The following is a 16,598-nucleotide window of genomic DNA, read 5'->3' on the forward strand; positions in this document are numbered from 1 at the left end:
GCTATGAATAATAAATTTTTAGGAAACGGATGGTCATTTCCTCCTGCTTTTGGAATTGGAGGCGCTGAGGTCAAACTTACCTCAGGAGAAGAAGATATCAAGCAAAGTCTTCAGATTTTGTTATCCACGTCGCTAAAGGAACGAATCATGCACCCGGATTTTGGGTGTGATCTTACGCAATTTTTGTTTGAAGAATTGGATGAGAAATTTGCCAATGAGTTAAGTGATATGGTATCTCGTGCCGTGCTATTATACGAACCAAGAATTGAGGTGAATAATGTTGCCGTAACAGATATAGATCCCAAAAATGGCGTAGTACATATCGATATAGATTATATGGTAAGATCAACAAATAATCGATTTAATCTTATCTATCCATTCTATATCAACGAAGCCTCTAGCGTGGCATTTGATTTATAATGAAGAAAATGATGAATACAAATACACTAGGATTATGGATGTGATAATTATGAATGACGATACCGTAGAGTTTTCTAAAGTGGGATTACTCACGCTAATACCACCAATTCCAAAAACAACAATAAAAGCTTCGGGAAAGACAACTATTAATGGTAAAAAAGTTTGTGTACAGGGAGATGAAAAAAAAGTGGAGATAACATGTCAATATACTGTGCCACCATTTTCAACTCCTGGATCTGGAACATTAAAAATAATGAACCTAGCTCCTAATCAATTAACTAGAAAAGCGACAAGTGGTAATAAAAAAATAATACTAAAAGGGAAATTATTTATAGCGCTTTTTGAGGTTGATTCTCCAGCTACGCTACCCTCACCTCCTAATACACCAGATCCTGTTCCGATGTACGTGGGAACTGGAAAGTTAATACCGGGAAATAAAAAAATAAAAGCCACCTAAACAAAATAAATAGTAGAAACAATGGGTACTATTCAAAATATAGATAACATACTTCTTAGAGATGGAACCAGTCAGAACGATCGCAATTTGGATGCTCTGAGCACTGATTACGTAGCTATCGAAGGGCGTAGTTTAGAAGTATTGATTACAGAAGCACAGCGGTTAGCCAAAGAACTTCAGTTTTTTGATGAACAAAATAGACCTACGGGTACTTGGGAATCATTTCTTATAGATGATCCCAATGTATTTAATCAAAACTCTCTCGAAGGGAGAAAAATACAACAAAAACAATGGGCAAGAGAACTAGCGGCATATGTAGAAAACCCAGAGTTGTTTTACAATAACATCGAAAAGAAGGCAAAATTATCCAAGCCTCATGTAGTGTTATTTATCACCTTTCTTAAGTTAATGAATCATGTAAAGTCTAAAATGAATGGACTTACCGAAAAGCATCTCGATTTTTACTACAGAAAGTATCTACAATTAGACCCAAAACAGGCAGTGCCAGATGTGGTGAATGTACTTTTAGAATTAGAAGAGAATACTCAATATCTCGAAGTAGAAAAAGGAACCATCTTACAGGCGGGAGAAGACACTGAAGGGAACGAATTACAGTATGTAACCAATGAAGATACGGTGATTAGCAAAGCCCAAATTACACAATTAAAAAGTGTTTTTGTATCCAAGCAAGTACGCACTATCCGAAATGTACATCAGGAGCGAAGAAAAAGCAAAGATGCTGCTTTTGTAGATATGATGGAAATGGCATTAGGACATCCAAATCCTGGTGATGCACTACCAGATTTTCCAGAAGCATTACAGATAGAAGATCTTTTTCAATTAGAGGAAGCGGTAAAAAACGAGAATGCTGAGGCACTTGCTTATGTAAAAGAAGTCTTGTTTTTAGAGAGAGATGAATTTGATCGTATTTTTTTAAAGCATCAACAAGACAAAGAAGGTATTCCTATAGATTGGGTACCTGAGTACGAACTATTAGAAAAGGCGTACGAAAGAAAAATTATTCATCAGAGACAACTAGATTTAAAAGAATTACACAATACCAATGGATTTGATGCCATGCTAAAGAAAGTGTATGGAAATCCAAATCCCGGAGATTCTTTGCCTTTATACAATGGAGAAACAACATCTTTAGAAAAAGTACTTCAAGATTTACAGGCCTCCAATGAGAACTCTGAGCAAGCATTAGAATATGTGGAAGTAGAATTATTGTTGAGAAAACAAGATTTTATTCATGTTATGCAAACTAATAGTGATAGTAGTATTTCCGAAGAAGATAAAAATAAAGTATACCGTATTTTAGAATTTTCTGAACGTCAGCTGCGTTCTGTGGTAATTCATTCTCCAGAAACGGAACAATTATCTGATATTTATGATACTACGAACGCTAAGGATTTTCTTTTTAGTCAGTATGATGAGGAAGAAGAAAGTAAAAGGTTCAAAACTTTTGGGGATAGACTAACTGCTATTGCAGATAATTCCTTAAAACCATCAGAAATTGGATTTGCGATTAGTTCTCCAACCTTATTGCTCAAAGACGGAAAACGTACTATTGAAGTATTATTAGATCTGAATCTGAGCAACCAAAAAATAGAAGATTTACGAGCTGTTTTTGATACAAAAGATCCTTTTCAAACCTACCTAAGTAGTGCAGAACAATGGTTTACACCAGATGAGGTTCAGTATTCTTTAGGGAATTATGTAGGCAGTTCATCAGAGAATAATCTAAACGTTGAAATAAAGGATCAAACCATTACCCGATTAGATACTACTAATTTTACTGTAACCGATATAGGCGATTACATCGTAGATGCCTCTCAAAAAATTTATGAGATTGTAGACTTTAAGGATGTGAAAATTGTAGAAATTAAAGAGGTTGGAGTATTAGAAACACCTATAGAAAATACGCAAAAATACAGCAAGGATCAAGTATACCTAAATGCGCTGAGAATCCGAATGAAGCTTCAGGATAATGATTTGCCTATTATTTCATTTCCATCTTCTTCTGCTTTTATAGCATCGGATTATCCTGTTATGGTTTGTACATTACAGTCTTCAATAGAAGAGGAAGATGATCAAAACAGGATACGAAGTAGCTATCAACATTTAGTAGATGTGGCATTACAAAAAGCCCATATTCGAGTAGATGTTCAGGAGATGCAGCATAGTATTGTAGAGAATGATGAAGGAACAATCGATACCAACAAACCATTTGAACCTTTTGGCTTTCAACCTGAAATAGGAACCAGTTTTTACATCGCTAATGACGAAATATCACAGAAACGGTTGCAAGATGTACAGTTACATTTAGAATGGATAAAACAACCAACATCTTTTGTGGATTATTACAAAAATTATTGGCTTATTCAGGCAGATCATACCGAGGAAGAACTTGCTTCACTAAATGATGAACAATTGGCCGAACTTATGGATCAAAAGTTAGGTTTTGATGCTGCTATCATTGAGAATGAACATGATTTTAAGGCTGATGTATTTTTACATGATCGCAATGCAGAGCTGTTACTTTCTGTCAAGGTTGAAGATGAACAAGGTAATGAGGTAACAGAAGGTTTTCCTCTTTTTAATAAAGAAAAAAGTATATCTATCAATGATATTCCTACAAGGATTAAAAATTCAAGTCCTGATTATCAATATAAAGAACGTTTTGGAATACAGACAGATGACGAAGAAGCATTGCTTTGGGATCGCTATTTTAGAATAGAATTGACTCCAATAAACTTTCAGCATTCGGTCTTTAATACCTTGTCTGTCAAACAAGCAATATCGGAGAAGGTAGAAATAAAAAATCTAAAGATCAATCCGCCATATCATCCTAAGCTTAAAAAACTAGGAATTTCATATACGTCTTGTGATACTATTCTAGCAAATACAGCAATACCTAGGACTACGAATAAGATATTTCATATACACCCATTTGGATATGATGATATAACTCCTGGAGAAGAAAGTACGCTAATTCCTGCGTATAAGGATGAAGGCTCATTATATCTGGGAATCACTGAGGCAAATACACCACAGGTACTTTCAATTTTATTTCAAATGGCAGAAGGGAGCGCAGATCCTGAAATAGAAAAACCAGTAGTGCAATGGAGTTATCTGCGAAATAATGAATGGATAACATTAGCGCCATCTAATCTACTACAGGATGGTACAAATGGATTACTAAATACAGGAATTGTAAAAATTAGAATACCCGAAGATGCTACCCAAGGCGGTACGTTAATGCCATCTCATTTACATTGGATCAAGATAAGTACATTTAAAAATATTGAAGGAGTATCTGACACTATTGATATTCGGAGTCAGGTGATTAGTGCTACACTCGCTAGTGAAACAGTAGCGCCAGTACATTTCGAAAATCCATTGCCAGTAGATACGATTAGCGAAGAACTCAACCAAATACCTGAAGTAGCAAAAATTGCCCAACCTTTTACATCTAGTAAGGGGAAACCGGTAGAAAAAGGAGATGCCTTATATAAGCGAATCAGTGAACGTTTAAGGCACAAGAACAGAGCGCTGACCATGTGGGATTATGAACATATGATATTACATAAGTTTCCAGAAATTTATAAGACCAAATGTCTTCCTGCTTCGGATCGTATCGGTGGCGTAGATGTGATTGTAGTTCCGGATATTAAAGGAAAATTACCATTTAATCCTTTTGCTCCAAAAGTAGCAGCAGATACACTTCTTAAGATCAATTCGTATCTAGAAAATCTGGCTCCGACCTATGCCGAGATATCCGTTTCGAATCCTTCTTATTTACAAGTTTCTACAGAATGTGTTGTGAAATTTTATTCTGGATATGATGAAGTTTTTTATAAAGACAAGTTAATAGAAGAAATCAAACGATTCATGTCTCCCTGGGCATATGGAGAAGATAGCGAAATTCAAATCGGAGGATCACTCCATGCTAGTATGATTATCAACTTCATTGCAGAACGTCCGTATATCGATTATGTAGCAAACCTAAAATTATTTCAAAGCGAAGACGGAAAGACATTTACCGATGTACGAAGTCTGAATGACGGAAAATCTATCGTAACGCCCTCGCAACCCGACATGATTATGGTAGCTGCCCAAATACACGAAGTCTATGTAGTTAACGAAAATGGATTCGAAGAAGACAGCTTTGAAGGAATTAATTATATGGAAATCAGTAAAGACTTTATTGTGAAATAAAATCTTAAAACCAAAGTAATAAAATACAGTCTTATGGAAATCAATAAAAGAAACAGAACAGAACTCAAGGAATATTTTAAGATTAATGATAAACCTACTCAGGAAGAGTTTTCAGATTTTATAGAAGCTAGTATTAATCAAGCTGAAGATGGGGTTGCGAAAGTACAAGGTAATCCCTTGTCTATACAAGCCGAAGGAGAGCGAATAGGAACACAAGAGGTAGTCGATCTCTATGAAAATTTTACAGATGAAAATCCGCAATGGTCTATAAACTTAAACCCAAGGATAAATGCTGAAGAACCATCGAGCAATCAATCTGGATTAAATATCAAAGACGCAACAGGACAGAGTCGTTTGTTTATAAAATCTGGAGAAGGTACTGTTGGGATTGGTACTATAGAACCTGTGGCACCCCTTACGGTCAAAGGAAATATTACTTCTAACAAACCTATCGCTGCGATGCAAATTTCTGAAAACACACTTCTTTTTGGAGGTAACAATGCGAATGAGCATAAGGAATCTGCAAAGATTGAGGTAGGTACTACTACTTTAAAATTATTTGGAAAATCAACGAATAGTGATCCTACCACTAGAAAGCTAGAGATTCTAGCAGATGGAGGAACTCATATTAAAGGAGCAGTATCAGTTCAAGGTGATATGACGGTAAAAAAATTGAAGGCAGAGAATATTTCTACGAGTACAGATTTGGATAAAGAAGGTGCTAGCCATGATAGAATTCCTACCCAAATGGCGGTAAAAAGCTATGTAGATACAAGGATGCCAAAAGGAGTAATTGTGATGTGGTCCGGAAATATTAGTAGTATTCCTGTGGGATGGGCATTGTGTGATGGACAGCAAGGTACTCCCAACTTATCAGGGAGATTTATTGTAGGATTTGACAAAGGAAATTCACAATATCAGATAGGAAAAACAGGAGGGAAAGAAGAAGTTAGTTTAACGACAGGCCAATTACCATCACATAGTCATTCAGGAACTACTGGAGAAGCTGGCGAACACGCACATAATTTTACAGGTGCTGCTAAAAGAGGAGATGGATCTGGTACAGGAAGTTCTAATGATTATTACAAAGCATTCACCAGAACTACCCAACCTGCAGGTAAGCATAGACATTCCTTTAATACCAATAAGACTGGAAGCAATCAACCTCATGAAAATCGCCCACCGTATTTCGCATTGGCATATATCATGAAATTATAATCTAGTAATAAAAAACAACTACTGGTATTTAAAAGTTAACATCCTAAAAAAATAAGAAGTGGAAATCAACAAGAAAAATAGAACAGAACTTAAAGGATATTTTAAGATTAATGACAAACCTACACAAGAGGAGTTTGCAGATTTTATAGAAGCTGTGTTGAATCAAGCAGAAGATGGTGTCGCAAAAGTACAAGGAAACCCATTATCTGTGCAGGCAGAAGGAGAGCGAGTGGGTACGCAAGAAGTGTTGGATCTATATGAGAGTTTTTCTGATGACAATCCGCAATGGTCTATTAACCTAAATCCAAGAGTAAATTCTGATACACCCAATAGCAATCAGCCTGGTTTTAATATCAAAGATACTACGGGACAAAGTAGACTATTTATTAAGTCAGGAGAGGGAAATGTTGGTATAGGAACTATAGAGCCAACAGCCAAACTTACAGTTGAAGGGAAAGATACAGCTCCATTAATTTCTATAACGGATACCACCAATACCCCCACTACTATTTTTAAGGTTTCTCAAAAACAAGGAGTTGCTATAAAAGGAACATTGCAGGTAGAAGGAGATCTAAAAGCATCAAATATCTCTGATGACGAAGAATTGGATAATACTACAACCAGTCATGATAAGCTTGCTACCCAAAAAGCAGTAAAGACCTATGTAGATACACGCTTGCCTAAAGGATTGATTTCTATGTGGTCTGGACAAGATATCCCAAAAGGTTGGGTATTGTGTGATGGAACCAATAATACGCCAGATTTATCAGGAAAATTTATCGTAGGAATGGAAAAGAACAATCCAGAGTATCAAATTGGGAAAAAAGGAGGTGCAAAAGAAGTAACGCTTACTGAAGCACAAATGCCAAGTCATACCCATTTAGATAAAGGGCATAACCATAACATAACGGATCCTGGTCATAACCATAATCATGGAAGTTTTAATGGATTGGTTAGGTTTACTGGTAGGGATACTACTGATACAATGGATAATAATCCAGGTGCTGGTAAAGAGTTTGCATTAAATAATTTTGGAACAATTCAGAGCAATAAAACAGGTGTTTCTATTAAAACTGCCAAAGCAAATTTACAATCAACAGGAGGCAATAAAGCTCATGAAAACCGTCCACCATATTTTGTATTAGCATACATCATGAAATTATAATCATTTCAAAAACTACGGCGACAGTTACATATCAATTTGGAGAATACGAACAATAATTACCTTTTACAATGACAGATACCATCACCATACCTAAAGCAGTACCGCAAGACAGTGCGTTGAGCTATGAATTCCTGAGAACAGAAGGAATACAATTGATCCAAAAAATGGCAGGAGATACATGGACCGATCATAATATCCATGATCCTGGTATTACGATTTTAGAACAAGTATGCTATGCCGTAACCGATCTTGCATATCGTATGGAATTTGATATCCAGGATTTGATAGGGAATGACCATAAGAGTTTATATAGTCCAGCGACCATTTTGACTACAAATCCTGTGACCCTTATGGATATTCGTAAGATGGTGATTGATATAGAAGGAGTTAAGAATGCATGGGTAGAAAAAGTAGTTCCCAAAAATGCTAATGAACTTGTACCTAGTATTCCCAAAGGATTGTTTCGTGTGTTTATAGAAAAAGATGGATTATTTGATATTCCTGGTAGTAAAATAATAACTGCAGTTCGAGAAAAATTATATAGTTGTCGTTCTATTTGTGAAGATTTTGAAGAAATCAAACTATTGGATACACAAGGGGTAAGATTACAAGGTGTGATCGAAATTGCTGATAACGTAGACGATATCCATGAACTTATTGCAAATATGTTACATCGTGTTGGCACTCATTTTTCGCCTCGTATTCCTTTTTACACCTTGCAACAACAACTAGAAAAAGGTAAAACAACGGATGAAATTTTTGATGGCCCTCGATTACATCATGGTTTTATGGAAGATCAGGATATCGCCAAAGCCTATCGTAAAGAGGAAATCCAAACCTCGGATGTGATTAAAGAAATTATGGATCAACCGGGTATTTTGGTTATCGATAAACTGGCACTTGCTACAGGAACTAATACGATAAAAAATTGGCTCTTACCATTAGATACTTCCAAAACACCTATTCTAGATGTTGATGGCACCTTATCGCAATTATCTTTTACGTCTAAAGGCCTTACAGTAAGTGTTGATATAGAACGAATCAAACAGTTATATAATCAAAAAAGAACAGAAGAAGTCTCTAGATTAGGATCGTTAATAGAAAAAGACATCGTTCTACCTATATCCGATGCACCATCATTAGATCAATACTATCCGATTCAAAATCAATTTCCGATGAATTATGGTATTGGAGAAATAGGATTACCAGATACCGCTTCTGCTATCAGAAAAGCACAAGCAAAACAATTGAGTGGATATCTACTGTTTTTTGAGCAAACCCTTGCTAATTATTTTTCTCAGTTAGCAAATTTCAAAAAACTAATGAGTTTTGATGGGAACGATACCAGTACATATTTTAATCAAAATTTGTTGAATTGTGTTCCTGGAATTTCAGAGTTGCTAGACAGTCCAGGTAGTTATACTTCGTATTTAGAGGAAATGACTGCTGATACCAATACAGGATTATTAAGAAAAAATAAATTCTTGAATCATTTGTTAGCTCGATTTGCCGAGAAGTTTACCTCTTACGGAATGGTATTAAAAGATACTACTGATAATCAGGATACTTCGGATAAAAAATTGATTAAAGACAAAGCACGATTTTTAAAAGAATATCCTGTGGTTAGTGGTTGCAAAGCAAAAGGATATGATATCAAAAGTGATCTTTGGGATACCAAAAATGTCTCTGGGTTAGAAAAAAGAATTTCATTAAAGATAGGGATCGAGGATTACAGTCGTAGAAATCTCGGAAATGGGGAAGCCGCAGGTTTACATATGGTAGAACATATTTTGTTGCGATCTAGAAAATCCTATCCCTATCCTTTTGTAGCGGGTTACGGTACATCACCAATCACAACATTTGAGGCTGCTATCACAGAAGAGTTTACACGATGTGTCATCGGTGATCATGATGTGCTACCAGGAGAAGAAGTAGAAATTACCAACAATGATAGTTATAATAGTATCTATACTGTATTAGCAGTTGGTGATGACTTTTTTGAGATCAAAGCACCTTTTCAGGAATCAGAAACAGGAGCGGTTTGGAAGCGTATGCATGATATACGATATTATTTACGCTCGGCTGCGATTCAAAGTTTTAGAGCGGCAACTAATTCCAATCATACCTTTTGTCATATAGGAGCACATTCTTTACAAGTTGGAGACCTTATAGAAATTACCAAAACAACCCATTATAATGGAGAGCATACCATTATTTCTATATCCAACGATGGTTTTGAAATCGATGTGCCTTTTGCTGAGGAAGAGGAAACAGGACGATGGATGTCCAATAATACTCCACAAGATCCGTATTCTTTGCAGCTCACGTTTATGCTTCCTTCATGGATAGAAAGATATCAGGATGAGGACTTCAAAAAATTCATTGCCTTAACCATTCGAGAAGAAACTCCTGTGCATATCAGAACCAATATTCAGTGGTTGGATGAAAAGGAGATGCAAGAATTTGATCATGCGTATCATCGTTTCCTTACTGAAATTCAAAACGGATAAAAGAACGGATTATGGTACAGCAAAAACACATAGTTAATAAACAGATTTTAGAAATACATGTACCGAAACATTCGGATACATCGAAGATACAGCATGAATTGAGTTCGTTGTGTAGAAATCAATTGACGACTGTGCTGGATCGTGTGCTTAGCCAAGCGAATGTATCAGAATCATCGCTTCAGATCGATCGGTTAACATTGGATTTAGGAAATGTGTCTTTGCAAAATTTCGAAACTGCTTTTACCGAAAAATTACAAGAAGAACTCATAGCATATCAACGAGCAAATGCAGCTTTAGAAAAACAAAATAGTGATAATACTCATGAAGAAACACCATTAAGAGCTATCATTTATTATCTAAAGACAGGTGTATTACCTTGGTGGTCAAAACAAGGAAACAAAAATGATTTTCAGGAGCAATTGTCACTATTGTTACAACAACCAAGTAGCACATTTATGAGATTGTTAAGAGAGTTTCCATGGAATCCTACCTACTTAAACCGCTTTATATATGCGAGTACAGAAGATCAATTATTAGCTTCTTTTAGACTTGTTACTGATCTTTCATCTTCTCAGATATTGAGGATTAAAAACAGTATTCTGGATAACATTCAGAAGAGATATACCTTAGAAAGGGAGAAAACAACTAATAGCTTTTGGAAAATAGCTTTCTTAAAATATTCTGTAGCTACTACCGATTTCACATTCCTAAAAGAATGTACAAAAGAGGTACTTCTAGATCTTGATATTGATGAGAAAGAAGAACTTATAGCAGATAATAGTCGGTATGCTTATCAGATCAAAAGATTAGTGGATTCCTGTATTGCCTTGTATGCACAAAATGCAATAGGAAAGGAATTTTTTAAGCAAGTATCATCTTTGGTAAATCATCCTTTTTTTGATCAACTATCGATAAAGATGTTGAAAGAGACGAAATCATTACTTACCGATGTAGGCAATACTTCTAAGGAAACTATAGAAGAACTAGATGTCAATAATTTGTTGACGCCTTTAGCATTGCATCTGCAAGGGTTACAAAGGGAATTGAAACATTTAGGATCAAAGCCAAAATCTATCATAACAGAACAGTTGTCTTCACCATTTGATGATACGGATTTTATATCCGTACAAAATGCAGGATTGGTATTGTTCTGGCCATTTTTAGAACGCTTTTTTGAGAATATAGGAATTATGAAGGATAAGAATTTTATGGATGAAGCAGCTCGCAACAAAGCAATTTGTGTATTACAGTATTTATGTGATACCAAAGAAGAAGAATTGTTTGAAGGTGATTTACTACTCAATAAAATTGTATGCGGTCTAGATATCGATACGGTAGTATCGCCAATTAAATTATCAGCCGAAGAAAAAGAAATCGCCGCAGGTCTGATAATTGCTGTGATAGCAAAAGGACCTAAATGGAAAAATCTATCTTCTGATGGATTTAGAGCTTCTTATTTGTGTAGACAAGGTTCTTTGAGAACTAGAGATGGGCATTGGTTATTGCAAGTAAAAAGAGAAACTCATGATATTACATTAGAAAAAATACCATGGGGATTTCATACCATAAAGTTACCATGGATGCAAGAAATTCTGGTGGTAGAGTGGTTGTGATTTAAGGGTGTTAGGTATCAGGTATTGGGTTTGAGATTTTGTTGTCATACTGAGCTGTCACACTGAACCTGTAGAAGTGCTGTCGAAGTGTAGGGCAATGTAAAAAAGAAGGTCCATAATGATAATAGAAAATAGAAATATGAAAACGAGGGCTGAGGTTCTCGAAGTCCGATTTACAAGGAAGAACTTTAGTGCAGTTTAAAAAAATAGAGATATGGAAAAATCAACAATCATAGAAACAAAAAATCATAATAAAACTATTACAAACGTAAATAGTAGTAATGCCCAAGTTTTGCAAGCTGAACTTGCATGGTTAAGTTTAGTATTACAAACTCGCTTAGAACTACATTTCCAACAGGAAACACCATATGAATCTGTTGAAGAATTAGCTCCTCCAGATATTGATAGTAAGGAAGGAAGTTATACCAACTTTATCCAAGAACACAAACTCAACTTTGCAGAAAGACTACTACTAATTCTGGCATTAGTACCACATCTAAAACCCGAAATATTAGATATTCTACTCACTAAAAACAAGGATTATGACAGACGGTACAGTGAGTTTGGAGGAGTATTAGTAGAAGGGCATTTGGGATTAATACCTACCGCAGAAACCGCGATGTTTTTATTGGCAGGAGATGACCTCCAAAAACGATTAATATATCATGGATTGGTTACTCAGTATTTTATAGGCATTCGACAAGGAATGATCAGTACGACACCGACTAAAGGAAACAGTCCTTTACTAAGCAGTATATGGATGGTATCTAATGAATATGTAGCCTCCATACTAACGGGAATACCCTATCAAGCAGTATATAGCCCTGATTTCCCTGCACAAAAGTTGCATACTAAGTTATCGTGGCAGGATCTCATCGTCTCTAGATCTACAGCACGGAGCTTGCAGGAAATCAGGGATTGGGTAACCCATGGGCAAACAGTTTTAGAAACTCTAGAACTCGGCAAGCGATTAAAACCTGGCTACAAAAGTTTGTTTTATGGATCACCAGGAACTGGTAAAAGTATGGCTGCCGCATTATTAGGAAAAAGCACAGGAAAACAGGTGTATAAAATAGATCTGAGTATGACGGTTTCTAAATACATAGGAGAAACCGAAAAAAACCTGGCAAGAGTATTTGATCAGGCACAACAACACGATTGGATCTTGTTTTTTGATGAAGCTGATTCATTATTCGGGCAGCGTACTCAGGTAAGCAGTGCTAATGATCGATACGGAAATCAGGAGATTGGATATTTACTGCAGCGTATAGAAGATTTTCCAGGAGTGGTTATTCTTGCTAGTAATTTGAAAGATAATATAGATGAGGCATTTACTAGAAGATTCCAATCCATGATTGAATTTACAATGCCAGGTACAGAAGAACGCTACCAACTATGGCAACAATCTTTTGCAGACAAACTACCATTAGATGCCAATGCAGATCTATGGAAAATTGCAGAACACTATGATATCTCTGGTGGATTGATGATGAACGTGATACGTAAATGTACCCTGCAAGCAGTAACTAATGAAAAAACAACCATCTCTCAACAGAACCTGGAAACAGCCATAAAGCAGGAGTTACAGAAAGAGGGAGTGATTATAAGTTAAAAAACGTCAGTTCGAGTGATCACCTGAAGTGTAATGGAAGGTGATTGTATCGAGAACCTTTTAAGGTACAAAGTAAAAGTATTTAGATAGTCACACTGAGCTTGTCGAAGTGTTGTCCAAGTGCTGTCCAAGTAATAGAGAAGAGCACAATATAAATACGATTATAAATTTTAATGAATGGATTAAAACATCCATCCCTTTTCTTGCACTACAGTTCGCCTATCACTAATGTGATATCGTCTTCAAAGGAAGGGAGTAAAGTCCCTCTTTGAAGAGGGATTTAGGGAGATGTTAGTAGTAAAAAGCAGTGAGTATAAGAATAATAGTTAACACAAAAAACTATGAAAACACAAACAGATAAAACTCAAGAACCGCAGCACTCGATTACCCCGAGAGTTGCTAGTGAATCTAGCAACGGAGGTACGGCACAATTAAAAGATAACCGTACCTCTTCTTTGAGTCAAAGAAAATTACGATCTGGAATGGATAGTATGGATAATAGTAACAATCCGATCCAACGAAAAAATAAGACCGGTTTACCCGATAACCTAAAATCTGGTATTGAAAACCTATCCGGTTATAGTATGGATGATGTAAAAGTGCACTATAACTCCAGCAAACCAGCCCAATTACAAGCACATGCTTATGCGCAAGGAACCGATATCCATTTAGCACCAGGACAAGAAAAACACCTACCCCATGAAGCCTGGCATTTGGTACAACAAAAACAAGGGCGTGTAAAACCTACTAAACAGCTAAAAAGCAAAGTGAATATTAATGATGATGCTGGATTAGAGAGAGAAGCGGATGTGATGGGAAACAGAGCCAATTCTAATAGGTGGTTGCCTAGCAAACAATATGTGTCATCTTCTAAAATTTCGCAATCTTCAACTCAAGCAATTCAAAGATTTAAAGCTGATGAAAGACCTTATGAAAATGCTTATGCAAAGATTTTAAATAGCAGTCAATGGTTTCCAACAGCGAAAGCGTATGAGCAACGTTTAGGGGCGTATTGTTCATCCCATCCTTTGTCCATTAATGCATTAAATGCAGGGATGGATAAACTAATTTCTATAATGGAAAGGCGTTACCAAGATGAATGGAACGAAAATGAAGAAGATTTATTAAAAGAAGTGTTTTTTAGAGATGATAAAACAAGTACAGGTCAGGTAGGTCTTAATTTGAACACCAAAAAAATGTACGCAGTTTTAAGAGAAGGTAACCTAAGAGAAAGAATGACCGCTTTCTATAATGCAGCTTATTATGGTAGTGGCTATGGAGATGAAATAAAGAGAGGTTTTAAAAAAATTCTTCATGAAATTATTTTTGACAATCAAACAGACCTTATTGATGAATTGGAATTGAAAGAAGATGCAATTCAGGAGCAAGTAGCGTATTATAACAACTATCTTAATAGGGGTGTTATGCGACCTCTAATTAAATTAGGAACTAAAGTTAGTACCAAATTGCTTAATGGGTACAGAGGGATGCGTGGTCAAAATTTGGAAGAGGATAGTAGTTATACCTTTGGTAAAGATGTATTTGCTTTAGGTAATCTTTCCATTCAGGCTAATGACTCTTCTGTTCGAGAGAGTCAAAAAAATAGAACAAATCGTCCACGTCCAGTTAATCGAGAATTTGTGAATACACCCCAAGATTTTGAAGAAATGGGTGTGCCACTTTCTAATGAAGAATTAGCATTCTCATACGAAGATGACAACTTAAATCTCAAGGGAAGAAAAAAAAGAAGTAAAAAAGCAAGAAATAAAGCTCGAAGAAACCAAACCAGACAAGAAGCACTTCCTTGGGTTTCTGGTAATGCCATGTTTGAGATATCCCCAGATGATAGTTGGTATAAAAAAATACACGATCAATTGAGGATGCCTGTAGTAGCGGGGGTATCTGGAACCACAACGCGGATGCTAAAAGCCTATCAGTTTTTGAATGTACCCAACAGCGATTTGGATTTTCGTCTTGCCCTTATGGGATGGATGCTTCCTGTCTGGGATCACTCACTATACGAAATTTTAAGGGGCTCTCATATTGCAGGTGTAAAAGGTGAAAATGAAGACAAAAATATAAAAGATGTTGTTAGAATGTATATGAACGTAGCACCATTACGTACAGAAGAATTAAGGCATAACGTGGCTAATGATAAAATGTTTCCACATGAAGAATTATATACTTCTATGGCAACAGCTCATTTACCACCAATACCATATAATTCACCTTTAAATCCGCTGGTAAATCCTAATACTGAACATTTAATAGCACCAACAGCTAATGTAGCTAATTTGACTTTAGAAAACTTAAGAAATGCTCAGGAAAATGATACCGATGGTACTTATACAAACGTAAGCAAAGCACATGCCATTGCCATAGGGGGGTATTCCAGCAGTCTTCATTCTTTATTAAATACAACTATAAGAATTAATGATAGTTTTTATAAAGCAGTAAAGGAAAGCTTATGGAACCTTCAACCTGATATAGGTGCTGATCGTGTGTCTAAAAATACAATACGAGCTAAATTTATGGAACAAGTACGACAGCGATTAAATAGAGAGACAGAAGGTGTCGAAGGATTAGAGGTACTTGGACCTATTAGGAATAGGTTGATTAATTTAAGAGATGTTCCAGCTGCCATGCCATTTACCATAAATGATATTAATGACTGGATTGCGGAATTGGTCGATGAAATTTATCCTGAGTTAAAATTACATGTAAATATGGCTATGGAAGGACTCAATAATATTCCTCCAAGTGATGATACGGTTTTTACAGGGCAAACATATGTAAAGGGGTGGAATTCCATAAAAAGTGGAAAGACAGTGTTAGTTGATGAATTTATGAGTACGAGCAAAAATATGGGCAAAGCAGTAGGATTTGCGGTTCGAAATTCAGAAAATGACTGGTATAAAAACCCTATTTTAATTGAAATAAAACTAAATAGTAAAGGAGGTAGAGATATTAGCGGCATAAGTGTACATCCAGAAGAAGAAGAGGTATTGCTATTGCCAGGAACCAAGATAAGAATAGATAGTGAAAAGATGCAAGATTTCACTAGTACGGAAGATGAAGGAATTATAAAAATTAAGGTAGTGAAGGCTGTAGAGGTTTAACTAAGAGCTCCTGCTAGCATCTTCTGCTAGTGGCGAGTAGGGTAACCGCTCTGTAAAGTTTGCAACTTCGTAGTAACGATAGAGATTGCGTACAGAAAAAGATAGGTGAAGTGCTGCGAAGTCAGAGACATTCGCATAGCCCTTTGTCTGTAGTCTAACCCGCTTTATGTAATAGCACTTCGTAATGAAGCTTTGAGAAGCAATACATACTGGCTTTTTCTTGATTTTAGCATAGCATCGCTATGGTTAGATTAAAAAAAGTA

At 36.0% G+C, this 16,598-nt stretch carries 9 protein-coding genes; all 9 read left to right on the plus strand.

Annotated features, from left to right (window positions below; genetic code table 11):
- Positions 1 to 3 precede the first annotated feature (3 nt).
- The gene (locus H526_RS0123595) at positions 4 to 420 is read left to right on the plus strand and encodes a GPW/gp25 family protein (RefSeq protein ID WP_027395218.1); all 417 of its coding nucleotides are present in this window, start codon (positions 4 to 6) and stop codon (positions 418 to 420) included.
- A 34-nt stretch (positions 421 to 454) separates the two neighbouring features.
- Positions 455 to 877 carry a hypothetical protein gene (locus tag H526_RS0123600; protein ID WP_147404043.1) on the plus strand — a complete coding sequence of 141 codons (423 nt, stop codon included), beginning with the start codon at positions 455 to 457 and terminating at the stop codon, positions 875 to 877.
- A gap of 21 nt (positions 878 to 898) precedes the next feature.
- Positions 899 to 5,098 carry a baseplate J/gp47 family protein gene (locus tag H526_RS0123605; RefSeq protein ID WP_027395220.1) on the plus strand — a complete coding sequence of 1,400 codons (4,200 nt, stop codon included), beginning with the start codon at positions 899 to 901 and terminating at the stop codon, positions 5,096 to 5,098.
- Between the two features lie 33 nt (positions 5,099 to 5,131).
- A complete protein-coding gene (locus H526_RS31230) occupies positions 5,132 to 6,316 on the plus strand; it encodes a phage baseplate protein (protein WP_051336305.1) in 1,185 nt (394 codons plus the stop codon).
- A 58-nt stretch (positions 6,317 to 6,374) separates the two neighbouring features.
- Positions 6,375 to 7,481 carry a hypothetical protein gene (locus tag H526_RS0123615; protein ID WP_027395221.1) on the plus strand — a complete coding sequence of 369 codons (1,107 nt, stop codon included), beginning with the start codon at positions 6,375 to 6,377 and terminating at the stop codon, positions 7,479 to 7,481.
- A gap of 68 nt (positions 7,482 to 7,549) precedes the next feature.
- Complete coding sequence (locus tag H526_RS0123620) at positions 7,550 to 9,991, plus strand: hypothetical protein (protein WP_027395222.1); 2,442 nt, start codon at positions 7,550 to 7,552, stop codon at positions 9,989 to 9,991.
- An 11-nt stretch (positions 9,992 to 10,002) separates the two neighbouring features.
- Positions 10,003 to 11,604, plus strand: coding sequence for a contractile injection system tape measure protein (locus H526_RS0123625; protein ID WP_035086313.1), 1,602 nt, complete (start codon positions 10,003 to 10,005; stop codon positions 11,602 to 11,604).
- A gap of 214 nt (positions 11,605 to 11,818) precedes the next feature.
- Positions 11,819 to 13,216 (plus strand): ATP-binding protein, encoded by a 1,398-nt coding sequence (locus H526_RS0123630; protein WP_051336306.1) that lies wholly within the window; start codon positions 11,819 to 11,821, stop codon positions 13,214 to 13,216.
- Between the two features lie 341 nt (positions 13,217 to 13,557).
- Positions 13,558 to 16,335 (plus strand): eCIS core domain-containing protein, encoded by a 2,778-nt coding sequence (locus H526_RS32130; protein ID WP_081415679.1) that lies wholly within the window; start codon positions 13,558 to 13,560, stop codon positions 16,333 to 16,335.
- The last annotated feature ends 263 nt before the right edge of the window (positions 16,336 to 16,598 follow it).

The organism is Aquimarina latercula DSM 2041 (genome assembly GCF_000430645.1).
Classification (GTDB): domain Bacteria; phylum Bacteroidota; class Bacteroidia; order Flavobacteriales; family Flavobacteriaceae; genus Aquimarina; species Aquimarina latercula.